16 protein-coding genes are annotated in these 17,434 nt (G+C 34.3%); 4 read left to right on the top strand and 12 right to left on the bottom strand.

Translation table 11 applies throughout. The annotated features are described in order from the left end of the window. Positions 1-25: 25 nt before the first annotated feature. Positions 26-1,747 (bottom strand): DUF2339 domain-containing protein, encoded by a 1,722-nt coding sequence (locus ACU8YW_RS03595; protein ID WP_426934366.1) that lies wholly within the window; start codon positions 1,745-1,747, stop codon positions 26-28. Positions 1,748-1,883: 136 nt separating this feature from the next. Beyond that, positions 1,884-3,185: a branched-chain amino acid transport system II carrier protein BrnQ1 gene (brnQ1, locus tag ACU8YW_RS03590; RefSeq protein WP_330938336.1), complete on the bottom strand. Its 1,302-nt coding sequence runs from the start codon at positions 3,183-3,185 to the stop codon at positions 1,884-1,886. A 252-nt stretch (positions 3,186-3,437) separates the two neighbouring features. Between brnQ1 and ACU8YW_RS03585 the strand changes: the two genes are divergently transcribed. Beyond that, positions 3,438-4,823, top strand: a complete 1,386-nt coding sequence (locus tag ACU8YW_RS03585) for a peptide MFS transporter (protein ID WP_088061913.1) — start codon at positions 3,438-3,440, stop codon at positions 4,821-4,823. 29 nt (positions 4,824-4,852) lie between these two features. Here ACU8YW_RS03585 and ACU8YW_RS03580 read toward each other — a convergent pair whose 3' ends face one another. The 5 genes from ACU8YW_RS03580 to ACU8YW_RS03560 all read right to left on the bottom strand — a co-directional run bounded on the left by ACU8YW_RS03580 (position 4,853) and on the right by ACU8YW_RS03560 (position 8,933). Then, complete coding sequence (locus tag ACU8YW_RS03580; protein ID WP_330938334.1) at positions 4,853-5,974, bottom strand: YHYH domain-containing protein; 1,122 nt, start codon at positions 5,972-5,974, stop codon at positions 4,853-4,855. A 139-nt stretch (positions 5,975-6,113) separates the two neighbouring features. Then, entirely contained in the window at positions 6,114-6,746 is a 633-nt protein-coding gene (locus ACU8YW_RS03575) for a class A sortase (RefSeq protein WP_060486973.1), read from the bottom strand. A gap of 116 nt (positions 6,747-6,862) precedes the next feature. Then, entirely contained in the window at positions 6,863-7,336 is a 474-nt protein-coding gene (locus ACU8YW_RS03570) for a DUF2178 domain-containing protein (RefSeq protein WP_087983307.1), read from the bottom strand. Continuing rightward, positions 7,329-7,547 (bottom strand): helix-turn-helix transcriptional regulator, encoded by a 219-nt coding sequence (locus tag ACU8YW_RS03565; protein ID WP_048527833.1) that lies wholly within the window; start codon positions 7,545-7,547, stop codon positions 7,329-7,331. The genes ACU8YW_RS03570 and ACU8YW_RS03565 overlap by 8 nt, the downstream gene beginning before the upstream one ends. A gap of 111 nt (positions 7,548-7,658) precedes the next feature. Next, on the bottom strand, positions 7,659-8,933 hold the full coding sequence (locus tag ACU8YW_RS03560; RefSeq protein ID WP_087983309.1) for a 3D domain-containing protein: 1,275 nt from the start codon (positions 8,931-8,933) through the stop codon (positions 7,659-7,661). A gap of 220 nt (positions 8,934-9,153) precedes the next feature. Here ACU8YW_RS03560 and ACU8YW_RS03555 point away from each other — a divergent pair, with 220 nt between their 5' ends. Next, positions 9,154-10,098, top strand: coding sequence for a methyl-accepting chemotaxis protein (locus ACU8YW_RS03555; RefSeq protein ID WP_087983311.1), 945 nt, complete (start codon positions 9,154-9,156; stop codon positions 10,096-10,098). Positions 10,099-10,230: 132 nt separating this feature from the next. Next, positions 10,231-11,043 (top strand): undecaprenyl-diphosphate phosphatase, encoded by an 813-nt coding sequence (locus ACU8YW_RS03550; RefSeq protein WP_044791332.1) that lies wholly within the window; start codon positions 10,231-10,233, stop codon positions 11,041-11,043. Positions 11,044-11,160: 117 nt separating this feature from the next. Here ACU8YW_RS03550 and ACU8YW_RS03545 read toward each other — a convergent pair whose 3' ends face one another. After that, the gene (locus ACU8YW_RS03545; RefSeq protein WP_001268332.1) at positions 11,161-11,364 is read right to left on the bottom strand and encodes a hypothetical protein; all 204 of its coding nucleotides are present in this window, start codon (positions 11,362-11,364) and stop codon (positions 11,161-11,163) included. Positions 11,365-11,536: 172 nt separating this feature from the next. On the opposite strand from ACU8YW_RS03545, the gene ACU8YW_RS03540 reads away from it, so the two are divergent. Then, on the top strand, positions 11,537-12,688 hold the full coding sequence (locus tag ACU8YW_RS03540; protein ID WP_087983313.1) for a VanZ family protein: 1,152 nt from the start codon (positions 11,537-11,539) through the stop codon (positions 12,686-12,688). A 7-nt stretch (positions 12,689-12,695) separates the two neighbouring features. Here ACU8YW_RS03540 and ACU8YW_RS03535 read toward each other — a convergent pair whose 3' ends face one another. The 4 genes from ACU8YW_RS03535 to cerA form a co-directional block, all read right to left on the bottom strand. Further along, positions 12,696-14,009, bottom strand: coding sequence for a D-arabinono-1,4-lactone oxidase (locus ACU8YW_RS03535; protein WP_426934365.1), 1,314 nt, complete (start codon positions 14,007-14,009; stop codon positions 12,696-12,698). Beyond that, positions 13,997-15,169: an amino acid deaminase/aldolase gene (locus ACU8YW_RS03530; RefSeq protein ID WP_330938333.1), complete on the bottom strand. Its 1,173-nt coding sequence runs from the start codon at positions 15,167-15,169 to the stop codon at positions 13,997-13,999. The genes ACU8YW_RS03535 and ACU8YW_RS03530 overlap by 13 nt, the downstream gene beginning before the upstream one ends. A gap of 108 nt (positions 15,170-15,277) precedes the next feature. Then, entirely contained in the window at positions 15,278-16,279 is a 1,002-nt protein-coding gene (sph, locus tag ACU8YW_RS03525; RefSeq protein WP_000676775.1) for a sphingomyelinase C, read from the bottom strand. Positions 16,280-16,352: 73 nt separating this feature from the next. Beyond that, complete coding sequence (gene cerA / locus ACU8YW_RS03520) at positions 16,353-17,204, bottom strand: phospholipase CerA (protein WP_000731008.1); 852 nt, start codon at positions 17,202-17,204, stop codon at positions 16,353-16,355. Positions 17,205-17,434: the final 230 nt, after the last annotated feature.

Here is a 17,434-nt window from a genome sequence, read left to right as displayed (position 1 = left end):
AATCCGCATGCGGATTGCCTTTTTCTCACTTCTCTTCTTTCGAGAAAAACATTCTTGAAATAACGATACCTATACTTCCTACAATTAAGAATAACACAGCCCTGATCATCATCGATACTTCTGGTAAGTCCAGAAGGAATAGCTTCCCTATCGTTACGACTAACACGACTAAGCCGGCATACAATATTTCATTCATATTTTTATTCCGTCCAAGCCAAACGGCAAATAATGCATATACCATCCATAATAACGATACAGATACGCTTATTATACTTCCATCTGTAGACAGCACTTCACCGACTCTAGTAATTGCAATAAATACGATAACCATAAACCAATAGAGCGTTATAGAATAAACATATTTTCCGAAGCTCCTTAACACATCTTTCGCTTGTTTCATGCAGTAATAAAATGTACCTATTAAAATAATATGGGCAACAAACCCAGCTGAAATGAAATGATCAAACGGACTAAAAATAGTTTGTATCATTCCAATCGCGTAAATCGTCGCACTAACATACAATTTCACCTGTTGTTTTACTTTAATAGCCGTCACCATACCGAGGAAACCTTGCAATAATAATACAATCGCTGCATTTACTAAAGTATACTCATATAAAATCGCTAAACTAAATGCACCCATTGCGAAACCAAATAAAAGATTTGTAAATGTAGAATGTCTATTCTTCCTATATTCAAACACAAACATAGTAGCGTGCACGAGTGCACTAATCATTAATCCCCATGTTGTAAATTCAGGTATTTTTGAAATGGCTAATATAAAGAGAACTGCATTCGCACTAAATATCGCCAAGCGTGGCTCTAATATAAAACTTCTCTCCGTAAACATATGCCAAAATAATAGTAAGTGAATCAAACCATAAACAACCGTTAACTGTATTTGCAAATCCTCTACTAACATTGACATAATAGCAAAGAAAACAAAAAGGACAATAGCAGCAACAGCATAAGAAATCATATATAAATACTGATAACGATTTTTCAACGCATACCATAATAAGCTAAGTGTTAGTATCGTCTCATATCCAAAGAAAATATAAGGATTAGGAGTCGTACTATTTAATAAGAATGGCACGAAGAACGCTCCTACGGCTACGAATATAGTAAGATATTCCGATTGATACCTCTTCGCTACATAAATACCTAAAATGACCCATGCAATATTACATACAAACGCAACACTTGCTGGAATAAATCCATATAAATAATGCGCCGCAAATGTCGTTAAAACTATACCCGTAATACTTCCTCCTGCTAATACTAAACCCAACGCTTGCCGCTCTCGTTTAATTTGAATATCACCTATATAATAAAAACCGATTGATAGGACAATACCAAACACAATTCGTATTACAGGTGTTAATAATCCAGCATCTACCCCTGCTTTAAATAACCAGATTACTCCAAGTAACATAATGCCGACAAATATACGTGGCAACCAAGTTTGGCAAAACTTAATAATATTAAATGGTTCTGGTTTAAATGCAGATATATCTACTTGTTTTACCTCACGTTCTTGCACGGGCTCCTTTATTGTAACTACTTCTTCTTTTTGCTTTTCCTCCATTACCGTTTCAATATATTCTTTCTTTTCTTTACTAACATGTTGCTGAGCATTCTCTACTTCTATTTCTCTTTGTTTTGCTTTCAATTCAAAAAGCGCTTCTTGAATTGTTTCAATTGCCGTTTCGAGCGCTTCTATTTTCTTATTTAAATCCTCCTTCATACGCTCCCCCCTCACCATTCATTCAAAATCTATATATTACCAATTATCTTTATCATACTCTTAGTCTATTCATTTTCAATACTATTTTTTCTAAAAAAAGAAAGGTGTCTTCCGAAATAGGAAAACACCTTTTTACTCATTTATTCTTATTTAGAACAACACTAACGATGATACCAATACAAACACCTATAATAGCTGGAACAATCCATCCAACACCTTCTGTATAAAACGGAATGTATTTCAATATTGACGTCCACTGATTCATCATTACATTTTTATTGAAAATATCGATTGCACTAAATACCGCTACAATCCCAACAGTTACTGCATATACGTATGCATACTTTCCAATATATTTATGGAATAACCCTAGAATAATGAGTGTTAATGCAACTGGATAAATAAATCCAAGAATCGGTACTGATACTTTTAAAATTTGTGTTAATCCTAAATTAGCTAAAATCATACTAGCAAAACTTAATATAAATGCCCAAACTTTATACGCTACTTTCGGAAATGCACTTGCGAAAAATTGACTACAAGATGTAACAAGCCCGATTGAAACGCATAAACACGCGATCGTAAAAATAAGACCTAATAAAACGACTCCGCCTTGTCCAAATAATGTAGTCATAACTTGCGCTAACACGTTCGCCCCATTATCAAATGTACCTAACGAACCGCTAATTGAACCAACATATCCAAGTATGACATAAATAATAGATAATAATAGTCCTGCACCAATTCCAGCAATACTCATATATTTCGCTAAACCTTTATCATCTTCAACACCTTTTGCACGAAGAGCATTTGCAATAACAATCCCAAAAATTAAAGCGGCTAGCGCATCCATTGTTAAATATCCATCTAAAAAGCCTTGGAACATAGGAGCTTGTCCATAGTTTCCAGCAGCCTCTTTCACACTGCCTACTGATGTAAACATACTCTTTATAAAAATAAGGGCAATCATCCCTAATAATAACGGTGTTAAAACTTTTCCGAACAACCCCATTAATTTAGACGGTGATAAACTTAACCAGTACACAATACTAAAGAAAATAACCGTGTAACATAATAAAACTACACTTCCCGATTCTGTGAAGAACTGACCTGGTCCCATTTCAAAAGCTAAACTTCCTGCACGTGGTATACCAAGACCTGGTCCAATAAATAAATACACGATACATGGGAAAATAATGGCGAATGAAGAATGAACCCTCCCCGCTAACGTTTGAAAGCTTCCCGCTTTCGCAATAGCGATAACACCCAATATAGGAAGACCTGTTGCTGATATAATAAATCCTATTAATGAAATCCACACATGTTCTCCTGCTTCATACCCAAGGAAAGGTGGGAATATAAGATTCCCCGCTCCAAAGAACATCGAGAATAACATAAGGCTAATCAGTAAAATTTCTTTTTTCTGTAACAATTTCATTTGTTTCTCCTTCTTTAATTTCATCTTTTATGAAATCAATTTCACATATAAAAAAGTGCAATAATTCGCTTCCTAACAAAGAAAACATAGTCCATAGTCTAACATAAAAGAAACACCCATTCTATAGCTATCCCTCTTTTCCAATTTCTTCTGAAAAATCAACCTTTATTGACTTATAATAGTTAATAAGGTAAAATATTAAATGTACAAAATTATTAACTTTGTTTTTGTTTGTGTCAGGAGGAAAATAACATGGAATCAGCGATACAACTAGAAAGAGAACAACAAAGAAAAAAGAAACATCCTCCAGGTTTATACTTACTCTTCTTTACAGAAATGTGGGAAAGATTTAGTTACTATGGATTACGAGGATTATTAACATTATATTTAACGACAGCTTTAGTAAGCGGTGGTCTTGGGTTTAGTCCTGCGTGGGCACTATCCATTTACGGATTTTACACTGGAGCCTGTTATTTCACACCAATGATTGGTGGATACTTAACAGACCGGTTCCTAGGTAGACGAAAAGCGATCACAATTGGTGGTATAACAATGGCAATTGGTAACCTTACACTATTTGCCATGCAAAACCAAGCCGGCCTATACCTCGGATTAGCGCTTATTATTATCGGTAACGGATTCTTCAAACCGAACATCTCTACACTGGTTGGGGAATTATACGAAGAGAACGATCCAAAACGTGATAGTGCATTTACCATTTTCTATATGGGTATTAACGTCGGATCATTTTTAGCTCCACTCGTTTGTGGATTTTTATCAGAAAATTTATTCAAAACAACAGTTGATGGCGTTGTACATTACGGATTCCGTTACGGTTTCTTAGCCGCTTCAATTGGAATGATCATTGGACAAATTTTATTTACAACATTATCAAATCGCTTCCTTGGTGATATCGGTAAAAAACCAACTCGTGATTTGCAAACAACAGATGGACAACCATCAGTAGGAGATACACCGTTAACAAAAAAAGAAAAACAACGTACCGCAGTTATCGTCATTTTAACATGCTTCGTTGTCTTCTTCTGGGCTGGCTTTGAACAAGCTGGTAGCTCATTAACATTATATACAAACAAATTTGTAGACCGCTCTGTGTTCGGATGGGAAGTTCCAACATCTTGGTTCCAATCGGTCAATCCATTATTTATTATTTTACTTGCTCCAGTCATTTCAGCATTATGGGCAAAACTTGCAACTCGCAAGCGCGGGGATTTAAAAATCCCAACTAAAATGGGACTTGGTATGATCTTGCTTGGTATCGGTTATATCATTCTCGTTATCGCTACATTAAAAACAGGTAGTGATGAACATAACATTACAGAAAAAGCAAACTTACTATTTATCGTCTTTACGTATCTTTTCCATACGTTAGGTGAGCTATTCTTATCACCTGTTGGACTATCAATGGTTAGTGCACTTGCCCCAGTAAAACTTGCTTCTTTATTAATGGGAGTATGGTTAGCAAGCTCAGGAATTGCTAACATTTTAGGCGGACAACTTGCAAGCTTCACAACTTCACTTGGATATGCTGAAGTATTTACAGTAATCGGAGCTGTAGCAATTGTATTAGGTTGTGTTTTATTACTAATTTCTAAGAGATTAGTGAAATGGATGGATTAAAAAAAGATGAGGGATTCCCCTCATCTTTTTTATGCATTCTTACCTTTTTCTATCGCTTGTTCGTACAGCTCTTTATGTTCTTTATATTCACTTGGCACAAAATTCTTATAGAAGAATGCAAGCCAACTGTCTCCTTTTTTATATCCTTCTTCTCTAATTTCTGCTGCTTTTTTATTTGATTTAAATCCTTCAATAAACCATTTCTTTAACGATTCATTTTTTTCATACTTAGCAGGAACTTTCAAATCATAGTTTTCAAATGCATACTTATAGCCAGCCTTTTCTACTGCTTTTTTTGTAGACTTATAGCCCTTTTCATAAGCTGTTTCATACGCCTTCACGTACACATCTTTCTCTCTATTTCCAGGGTTCTTTCCGGCTAGTTCCTTACCTGCCTTTTCCCCTAGTTCAGCTTGCTCTTTTTCAATTTTTTCTGTTCTTTCTTTATTCCCTACTTGGAAACCTTCTGCAAAGTTCGGCTTAAACTCCGGAGCAATTTGACTATCTTCCATCGTCTCTTGTGCTAAACCTTGCTCTTTTCCTTTTTCAAAATGCGTTTTCTTCTGCTCTTCTAAAGACCAAGATGCAGCATATACAGTTTTGAATGCTTCTTTATATGTATCTGATTTTCCAGCTAAATGTGATTCCGCATCATTTTTCCCTGCTTTAAAATCAGTCTCTCCACTTTTTTGTCCCTCAAGCTGCCCTTTTTCCATATCAGCTTGACGCTGTGCTTCCTCTCGCTTACGTACCTCTTCTGCTTTTCTTTGCTCTTCAGCTACACGTTGTCTCTCTTCCTCAGCTTTTCTTTGTTCCTCCGCTACACGTTGTCTCTCTTCTTCAGCTTTACGCTGCGCCTCTGCGGTACGTTGTTTTTCAGCCTCAGCATTGCGCTGCGCTTCTACTTGTTTTTCAGCTTCTACAGCACCATTATTATTTGGGCTAGGAGCTGGACTCGTTGCACCACTACTAGAAGCTGGCTTATTGTGATAATGATATTCCCCGTACTGTAATCCCCATTTTTCACAATTTGTCCGACACGTATGTCCCCCATTAGCATCTGTACGCCCTGGATGCGCATAGGCTGAAATTGGAGCTACCAATAACGCTACACTTGTTGTTAAAAGAAGTTTCTTCACCTGTTGTTTCACTCTTGTTCCTCCCAGAATCTTGAATTCTAACTTTATTATACATAAATAGAAAAATACTTAAATACTAACTAAAATATTCTATTATTTCTCAACATTAGTAAAAAAGAAGGTCAACTCTTTAAAGAGTTGACCTTCTTTTTTACTTCTTCGCCTTCGTTCCTACTAAATCACCAGCAACAACGTAACGTTTAGAATTATCTTTCACAGATACACATGTAATAAGCGTTATCTCATCTTTCCCATGATCCTCTACAACTTCCCACTTATCAGGAGTTACTTCAGATACACCAGTAACCGCATATTCATATTCATTTTCATTATCATACAAATAAATTTTGTCGCCTTTTTTTAAAGAGGCTACATCACTAAATAAAACACCTTTTTTAGACATGTTATGTCCTGCTAATGCATAGTTCCCTTTTCCCATTACTTGATTTTCTTTTACTGTTGCTGTACCTGATAATAGGTTTTTCTCAGTAGAAGATTTTAAAACAGGAAGTTCTAATGAAACACTCGGGATCGAAATACGACCAATTACTTGTTTCTTATCTAATGATGCACTCGCTACTTCCGCCAAGTCTGGTTGATCAATTTTCGAAGCATCTACAAATTCCGTCTCATGTTTTTCATAATCCATCTTTTGAACAGCCTGCACATTTTCAGTCTGTTTCTTTTCAGCCTGATATCCATCATAAAATGGCTTTCCGATTAACACACCACCTACAACAAATAGAAGGATTGCTACTATACTATAAATTCTTTGCTTATTCATATACAATTCCTTTCCCTTACAAAATCTTACTCTATATAAAATGATAAGATAATATTGCTATATGTACAAGTATAAGCTAAAAAGAAACCTTCTTGCCGATGCAAGAAGGTTTCTTTTTAAGCTAATTTATTTCTGTATAGTGATACGTGGAATACTGTCATTTGAATAAAGAAAATAGAAAATATAATATACAATGGGTATCCAGGAAGATATTCATTAATAATAGGCGAAAAAGTTAAAAATCCAACTGCACAAGGTAACACAAACCATAACGATACAAATGTTGTTCGACAAGCTTTATCTGTAATCGCTTTTTCACGTTCATCTTCTAGTGGAAACAATAATGGATACATCCAAAAAGATAAATTCTTGTATTTTTTCTTTTGAATTCTATAAAAAATTGTAACTATAATAGCTCCAATAAATAATAAAATGAATGGTACTCCATTAAACCATATTTCAAAAGGGAATTTCTCATTTTTAATTATATCTGCTAACTCTGTAATAACACTATAAAATTCAACAAATGTCCAGCATGCTAAAGCCGTATAAAGCACGTTTACGATATAAGAAAAAACAATCCTACTCATCCTCTTTCCCCTCCTTATTTAAAACAAACACATCTTCCATCTTTAACTCGAATACATCACAAATCGTAAGTGCTAATAACAATGAAGGAACATAATCACCTTTTTCAATTGCAGCAATTGTTTGTCTCGTCACTCCAACCTTTTCTGCTAATACACTTTGCGAAAAATTAAATCGAGCTCTTAATTCCTTCACTCTATTTAAAATGGACAAATTTACCACCTCTCAATTTAATTGTATGCTTTCCTTAACAAAATGTAAACTCAACTTAACATTATTTTCACAAAAAATCCAACTTTACGTTTTGTAAAGTTGGATTACGTTTTAGTTTAAAATTGTAACTTTAACATTTTTTCTGCCCCAATTACTAGACGAAGCTTTATCCGGCATTAAAACATCGATTTTGTGACCTTTAATCGCGCCACCAGTATCTGCTGCAATTGCAATTCCATAGCCTTCAACATTTACAGTAGATCCTAATGGAATAACAGATGGATCCACCGCAATTAATTTCATTCCTGGGTTTGCAGTTAAATTATAGCCTCCCCATGCAGAATATACTTGTTGACCTGCTGCATAACCATTTTCAGCTGGGTCTGCTGTATACGCTGTTGCATGTACATAAAGTTCTTTTCCACCAGCAGTTGGCTTAGAAGGTTGTGCAGGTTCTACCTTCGAATTATTATTAGCAACAGGTTCGGCTGGTTTACTAGCTGGTTTACTAGCTTGTTCTTGCTTTTTCTTTTCAGCAACTTCCGCCTGTGCCTTAGCTAAAGCTTCTTGCTCAGCCTTTGCAGCTGCTTCTGCTTTCGCACGCTCTTCTGCTGCAATTCTTGCTGCTTCTTGCTCACGAGCAATTGTTTCTTGCACTGCCTTCATATTTGACTCAATTTTAGCTTTCTCTTCTGCTGCTAAATTAAGTTGGCTTGCAACCTGATTATATTTATCTTGAACTGTTTGTAAGTTAGCTTGACGTTTTTTCAAGTTATCTTGCAACTCAGCTTGTGCTTTTGCTAATTTTTGTTTGTCTACTACTAAAGATGCTTCTTTTTCATCAATTGTTTTCTTATCTTCTTCAATTTGACGAAGATCTTGTTCTTGTAGACGTAAAATTTCTTTATCAGCTTCTAGAATAGTAGAAACTGCGTTCATACGTTGTAAGAAATCTGCAAAGTTTTTTGACTCTACTACAACTTCTACTACTAAACTCGTATTTGAACTGTTTTGAACAGAAACCATACGTTTTCTCATAATATCCTTACGAGCAAGGACTTTATCCTCTAAAACGACAATTTCATTCTTTTTTTGCTCAATCTGCTTATGTGTTTCATCGATTTTACGTTGAATAGCAGCTTGATCCTCTTTATTTTTTGCAATTGTATTATTTAAATTATGTAGTTCGTTTTCGATACCTTTAATTTCTTTATTAACAGCTTGCTTCTCTTGCTCTTTCTTTTGCATTTCTGCATCGTTTTGCTGCAATTGCTGTTGCATGTTGTTAAGTTTCTCGTCGTTTGACTCTGCTTTAACAGCGACTGTACTAGAAAGAACTATAATTCCTGCTAATACTAGACTACTGATTCGCTTAAAATAGTTCATAATCCGACTCCCTTCTTATACAGTTATACATGATTTATTTTACAGTTTGTTTACAATACCATTAAATACAGTTTATTTTTCATGACGAAAAAAAGGGAATTATGCATAAAATGTAATAGATTCTTAAATATTTAACAATTCCTATATTTAAAAATTATAAAAGATGCTAAAATCCAAATATAGAGAAAATATAACTTCTAAAGGCGGTTGAAATAAATATATGTTTACTCAAAAGAAATCACTCCAACATAAAATTGATCAATTAGAAAGTCGTATACAAGAACTAGAAGCAGAATTAAAACAAAAGGATATCGAACAACAAGAGACTATTTCTTCTATCCACGATCGTGTACAAAGCGTTGTTCAAGAACATAAACTTGTAAATAGCCAGCACCATACACTTCAAAATTTAGTTCAACAATTAAACTTATGTTTCGAAAATGTTTCAACGCGCACGACACATTCCAATGAATTGAATAACGAAATGTTACAAAAAGAACAAAGCTTAATTCAATCTATTGAAGAAATTATTGACTGTTCTAATGAAGGTAAAGAATCTGTTCACCGTTTACTTATTGTAATTAACAAATTAGGTGAACAATCTCAGCGTACGTCTAACAGTATGAATCATTTAAGTGAACGTTCAAAAGAAATCGAGCAAATTGTAGAAGTCATTCAAAACATTGCAGCACAAACAAATTTACTTGCTTTAAATGCGAGTATTGAAGCTGCGCGTGCTGGAGAGCACGGTAAAGGATTCGCTGTCGTTGCTAATGAAGTAAGAAAACTAGCAGAAAGTACAGCGGAAAGTACAAAAAACATAGGCAACTTAACGAAAAAAATTCAAGAAGAAATTGAAAAAGCATACGATAACACAAAAGATAATTTACATTTAGTCGATGAAGGTGTAGAAATGAGTGCCGATACAAACGCTAGAATCGAAAATATTTTAATTATGATTCAAACGTTACAAAACGGTGCTACCAATGTTATTAAAGCTATCGAAAACCAAAAATCTTGTAATGATGATATATTACGTGAATTCGCTAATACACAACAAATGTTCCAAAAGTTAAATACTACTATTATGAATCACATTCATGATGCTGAGAAAGTCGATGTTCAATTAACGAAAAGTCTTGAAGAAACAGTAGTTTCTCATTAATAATAAAAATCCCTTATACTTTTATAAGGGATTTTTATTATATTTCGAATATTTATTTCTTCTCAATATTCATCCGTATCTTTGTTATAATGGACAAGTTGTTTCTTTCGACTAATAAACAAGGAGGTTATTATGGAACAATTTCACTACATTTTAAAATATTTAATTCTCGGTCTGTTCCAAGGGCTAACAGAACCAATTCCGATTTCTTCAAGTGGTCACCTCGTTTTAGCACAACATTTGCTAGGACTAAAAATAGAAGGGTTCAGCTTCGAACTACTTGTTAATTCAGCTTCATTATTAGCTGTATTACTTATTTATAGAAATGATTTAATTCGTCTAACGAAGAATGGTCTATCTTATATCTTTACAAGAGCAGAGGACGCAAAATCAGATTTCTTCTTTATAATTTACCTTGTTATTGCGACCATTCCAGCAGGTGTTATCGGTGTTTTATTTAAAGATTACATCGACCAGTACTTAAAAGGTGTGAAAATGGTTGGGATTTCCCTTCTTATTACTGCTGTCGGCCTTTGGATTATTAGAAACTTACGTGGACGTAAAAATGATGGCGATCTTTCTATGAAAGATGCAATTATTGTCGGATTAGCACAAGCTTGCGCATTAATTCCTGGAATAAGCCGATCAGGTGCAACAATCGTCGCAGCGATGTTACTTGGTATGAAGCAAGAAACAGCTCTTCGTTTCTCATTCTTACTATATATCCCTGTTAGCTTAGGTGGTTTATTACTAAGTATTACAGACATTGCAAAAGATCCAAACCTAGACACATTATTCGTGCCATATATCGTTGCGTTTATCGCAACATTTATCATGACGTACATTTCATTAAAATGGTTTATGAACATTATGGCAAAAGGAAATTTAAAATATTTCTCTTTCTATTGTATTATCGTAGGTGTACTTACTCTTATTTTCTTATAAAGTGAAACTTACAAAGCGAAAAACGAGTCATTCTATTAAACTAGGATGACTCGCTTTTTTATATCTTTATAATGATAAAGCCCCTCTTACTTTTCTGTACAGTAAGAGGGGTCCCTTTTATGCGTATACTTTCTTTTCTTGACAATACAAACGAATAACATGTTTATTTTGTTGAAATACATCATGCGTTAGGCGGATAATAATAAAATTTCGTTTTGTTTGATCATCATGAACAAAAATCTGTTCTCCCTCCTGAAAACGCCATGCACTTTCAAAAGTTGTAATATGATCCCCACTTACAGAAAAAAGCTCATATCGCATATCTTGTACCCTCACTCAACTTATAATAATCACTATATCCTTATATTAAATTTATTATAACTTAATCCCGTTTAAATTTGAAATTTTTTCCATTTCGAAATATTTTAATTTTGTTTTCAGGTTCTTTTAACGTTATAATGATAAACGAATTTTCATTGAAAGGAGCTTCATTTTGACTGCATATTTATTTCCAATAAAAACAGCATTTATTTTATTTCCTATTTTAGCAATGTTTCTATTAATCCCTTTTTTAATATTTAATTATCGTAAATACGGTTATTTAAATAAATGGCGTTCATTTATTTTATATTCATTATTACTTTACTTATTAAATGCCTATTTTCTTGTGATTTTGCCATTACCACAAACGTATGATACTTGTAGCCTACAACCGGCTAATACGCAACATTTGCAACTCTCGCCATTTTATTTCATACAAGAGATTAGTAATCATACCTCGGCGATTTTAACGAAGCCAGCTACGTACTTCTATTTATTAAAGGAATCTGCGTTTTTACAAGTCGCTTTTAACGTTTTACTAACCGTTCCGTTCGGTATGTACTTACGTTATTATTTCCGACGTAGCTTCTTACAAACAGTGTGTATTTCTTTTTGTCTTTCACTATTCTTTGAATTAACACAAGTAACTGGATTATATGGTATTTATAATTGTGCATACCGCTTATTTGATATTGACGATCTGTTTTTAAACACGCTAGGCGGCGTAATTGGTTTTATCATTGCACCAATCTTTACGTACTTCCTTCCGAAAACAAGCGAATTAGATATTCATATTGATTTAGAAACGAAACCAGTCGGATTCATTCGTCGTCTCATCGCTATGCAAATTGATTGGATTTTCTTATCTATCGTTGTACCTTTCATTAAAAATAAAGGAAATTCACTATTTATCGCTAACATCCAATCTTATACAAATGTATACGAACTCCTTTTCATTACATGTTCAATCTTAATTTACTTTATTATCATTCCATACTTTACGAATGGAAGAACAATAGGAAAAGCGTTGCTTCGGATTTACATTAAAGGACAAGCTGAGCGTATTACACTAAAAGAATTATTCATTCGTTACGGGATATTCTATTTCATTTTAGGCGGAATCAATTATATTCTTTCGAGTAGCTCTATCTTAAATCATACAGAGCCTTTAGTATTACTGGTTATACTATTATTCCAATTTGTAATTAACGGTCTATTTATTATTCATGTTTTATTACATGTATTTAGTCGTGATAAGTTACTATTTTACGAGCGCATTAGTCAAACAAGAAATGCGATTATACTAAAAAAAGCTGACAAGTAATACTTTGTCAGCTTTTTTTCATAATCGTAAATAATTTTTCTGTGTAAGGGTTTGAAAACATTTCTGCTTCATCTAGTAACTTTCTCGCCTTTAGAAACGAATGCATTTCTGGATATATATTTTGTAATTTTCCGTACGTTAACGTATGCATTTTCCCCCAATGCGGGCGCCCTTCATACTTTAGAAAAATTTTCTCCACCTCACCAAAATAAGCAGCATACTTCATACCTTTATACATATGAACGGCAATATACGCTGAATCCCTTCCGTACGCTGGACTGAGCCATATATCATCCCTTTTCACATAACGGCATTCAATTGGGAAGTGCACTTTATACTTTTTCTTTTCAATAAGGTTTGAAATATCTTCTACAACAGCCCGCATATACTTTGAAGGAACACTATACTCCATTTCATAAAATGGAACCGCACGCGATGTAGCAAATACTTCATAACTCGGACCAATTATTTTTGTATTCGGTACAGCTTTAGCCGATAATCGACTTACACCTTTACTTATAGAAGGAAACCATTTACATCCTTTAGATAACAAAGAGAACATCTTATTTTCAAGCAACTCTACCTTTAGTTTATGCCATTTCAAGTCACTTTTTTTACCCGTTGTTTCATTTGTAAATTTCACTTGTACTTCATCTGAATAAGGAAAAACAAAAAATTCAAAATGGCGATTCTTCTTATATTCTTCTAGCTTGTTCATTACAGTAGATAATGACTGTTTTTCACTTTTATAAACGAGTGAATAGGCTGGAATAACCTTCAATTTTATTTTTACAATGATACCTAACATTCCTAGCGACAACTGAAAGGCTCTCCAATATTCCACATTCTCAGTTTCCGAACAAACTATACTCTCGCCTGTAGATAAAACTGCGGTAATCTCTATAACTTGTGTTGATAAACTTCCAAAGGTAATACCCGTTCCATGAGTCCCTGTACTAATCGCTCCTGCAATCGATTGCGAATCAATATCCCCTAAATTTTCTTGTGCATAACCTTTTTCTTCAAGTAACTTCCCTAAATCATGTAGCTTTGTTCCTGCCCATACTTCGGCAACCATCTTCTCTGCATCCATATCCAAAATACCTTTCAATTCATCTAAAGAAACTAAAATTTCTTCCGTTTGCACAAGAGGTGTAAACGAGTGTCCTGAACCGACAACACGAATTTTCTTCCCTTTTTTTCGAGCAAGCCCTACAACTTCTACTACATCTTGTATACTTTCTGGATACATCGTATAATGCGGCGTTCCTTCTACATTCCCTGTCCAATTTCTCCATTTTTGTCCCTTTATAGAAAGCATTGGCCATCCCCCCGATATGTTGAATACTCCCCAACAATCTCTCCTTCTTTCACACGATATAAAAAAGGAAAACGCTCACATAACTCTCCAGCTTTACTATGGCGAAACAAGATAGAATCTCCTATCTCTACTCGTTCCTTACCGTTATAAAAAATCGGTGTTTGCACTTCGCCAGCGCCTTCTAAAGCTAATAGTTTGGCACCATTTGGTCTCCAAATCTCAGGTTCTTTATCTTTCCCGATTGCACCTGAGGCAATATATCCACCACCTAAACAAGTGTAAATAAACGGGGCTGGTTTACGCACAACTGGTAAAGCAAATCCGACAGCTGGATGAAATTGCACCTCTTTATAATAATCGAACAGCTTCGGGGCATAAAAAGCAGAACCTATTGTAATCTCTGAAATTGAATTATCTTGCTCAGTTGTTTTTATACTTCCTGTGCCTCCCCCATTTACAAACCTTAGTTCAATACCTAGATTTTGTATTTCTTTTACGATATGTCCTCTTCTTTCTTTAACTTCTAACACTGACTTCTTCTTTAAATACGAAATTACTTTACTTTTCACTCTTTGATTCGGTATGTGATCTCCTACCCCAGCAATTTGAGCTTCATATCCCATTACACCATCTAGTATTAAAAATGATGATTCTTTTACCCTTTTTACTATTTTCAAAGCACCTTGCACATCTTTTACCCGTGATCTGTTTACCCCAAAATGAAATTGAAAAAAACGACTACTCATATCAATATCCAAACAAACACGAAAACACCCTTTAGACTCCTCAGCAATTTTTTCTAAATAAACAATATGGTCTTCACAATCCACCATACAAGTTATAATGAGGCCTTGCTTTGTTAGCAAACTTATTTCATGTAAAGCCCTTTTATCATAAGCAGGATATCCGAGCAATAAATCATTGAATCCTTGTTCAATTAAAAACAAAGCCTCTCTAGGTGAAAAACACATAATACCTTGAAATCGATCATTTGTAGCTAAAATCTTTTGCATAACCGGAACAGAACGTAGCGATTTACTCGCTATACGAATCTTCTTGTTTCCACTTAATTCCATAACCGATTGAATATTTTTATCTAAAGCTACTTCATCCAAAAATGCACACGGTAATGGAACTTCTTTAAAAATTCCTCGATCCACATTTTTCTCTCCTCTTTTCAATATGTCTTATACATATTGGAAAGAAAGTTGAAATTTCCTCTACAAAATAAAAAAGTTTCTTCCTATTAAGAAGAAACTTTTTTAGGACTATTTCATAGAAATAGTTGCCTCTACTGGATAATGATCAGAGTAATCATTATATGTATATTTTTTAAGCCATGATGTAACAGTCCACTGTGGAGATTTCGGTTGTAATACTTTATTCTCTATAAATGACGGATTCGCATGGTCCTTACTTGCAATAATATAATCTAAATACTCGGCAGGGCTATCAGGGAAATTATATTTTGCTATACTGTTTGTCGTCGCATCCCAAGTTGCTGTATGTCCCGTATAAGATGGAATAGAAGCGTGCAATGTTTTGAACATGGATGCGTACTCTGAGTCACTATTGTTCTCTGCATTTATTTTATTCACGTTCATATCACCACCAAATAGGACGTACTCGTCATTTGGTATATTCTTATTTTTAATAAAGTCTTGAATTTCTTTTAACTGATTTGTACGTACAGATGCAGGTGAAGTTTTTCCGCACATACTATCTTCAGCCTGCAAATGCGTCCCGATTACATGAACGAAACGATCATTCTTCTTAATTTTTGTGTATACAAATCCTTTATTTGATAAATTATCTGGCCCGCATCCTTTTGCAAATACATATTGAATCTTTTCAACGATTGGCCATTTACTCACGATTGCAACGCCCCCATCTTCAGGAGTTGAAGATGAATAGCTACCTAACGTTTTATCCCATTCATTTCCGTTACTACGACCTAATACCGCTGTTTGATTTGGATATTCTTTCTTCAAATTCCCTAACAAACGATCTGATGCGCTATTATCAAACACTTCATTTAATATAACAACGTCTTGATTCTTTATATAATCTGCCGCCCCAATTAAATCAGCACGCTCACTTTGTCCCCAGTTCGGATATAAATTTGTTGATAGCATGTACACATTATGTGTCATCACTTTCAAAGTATTATTTTGATTTGTAGACGTTTCTGCTTGAGCTGAAGATCCTCCGTATAAAACTCCTAAACCAATCCCAAAGCTAAGTACACCTTTTAGCAATTTTCCTTTCACGCTTCATACCTCCATGTATTAGTTGTAAAAAGGCCAAATACTCTATTGTGAGATTTGACCTTTTTTTTAATACTTAACGATCTCCGTACGTATCAAACCAAAGCTGAATGTATCCGGCAGTAACACGTTGTGCATCCATTAATCGCTTACCTGTCATTGGTGTAACTTCAGCGCGCCATTTATCTGCATATTCTTGTGATACAGCTGCTTTTACGAACCAATCTTTCGTATTATCATTTACAATGCCAGCGTAATCTTGTTTCGCTGCTACTGCCGCTCCGTGAATCCACTCTTCTGGATTTGTACCTTTCCAGTTCCAATATCCATTTCCATCCGTTACTTTATAATTATCTTTTATCGTATCTACAAAGTTTTCATATTTAGAATGGAATCCTTGTGGGTACGAAAGATTTGTAAAGTTTGCCGCATGCATCGGTTGGTTTACATCTCCTAAATAATGAAGAGATAATCCTAAATAGAAGAATGCTTGTTTCATATCTTTATTTTTATATGATTCACCAGCTAATTTAAAATATTTAGCGCCAGTTTCTTTTGCCTGCTTTGCAAATGGAATATATGTTTTTCCATTGTCTGGATCATAGAAATGTGAAGCAAATGTGCTATTATCATAATAAGGATTTTCATAGTCAGCAGCATAAATACCATTTTCTAATTCCGTACGCCATTCATTTAATTGTGCAACTCGATCTTGTTTTACAAGTGTTGTATTGCGAGACATAATATCAATGGCACGGTTTACAATCCATAAATGAGAGTTTACGCCTTCTTTATGTTTATCTTCAGCAGACCAGCGATGAACTATTTTTATTTTACTTCCCCCATCGTTTTCATGAGCAAATGCAACACTTTGTAACGGCGCTACTAATGTAATAGCTGCTGCTAAAGCAAGTACTTTCTTTTTCATCTGAAATCCTCCATTTTATAATTGAATTATTGTAAACTTTTTGTTAGGATCCTATGATATCGTCCGGTTAACCTATGACTAGAATATCCCACCTTTCATGAAATTTCTATCAATAAATTAAAATATGCAAATGTTCATATCATTATAACTTTATACATAGTGAATATAATGAATGAATGCACTTATATTGTAGTAAAGTATTGTTAAGCTACTACGAATGATTGTCTAAA

The organism is Bacillus pretiosus, assembly GCF_052947655.1.
The sequence above is the reverse complement of the archived record's forward strand: the minus strand, read 5'-3'. Positions and strand labels throughout refer to the sequence as shown.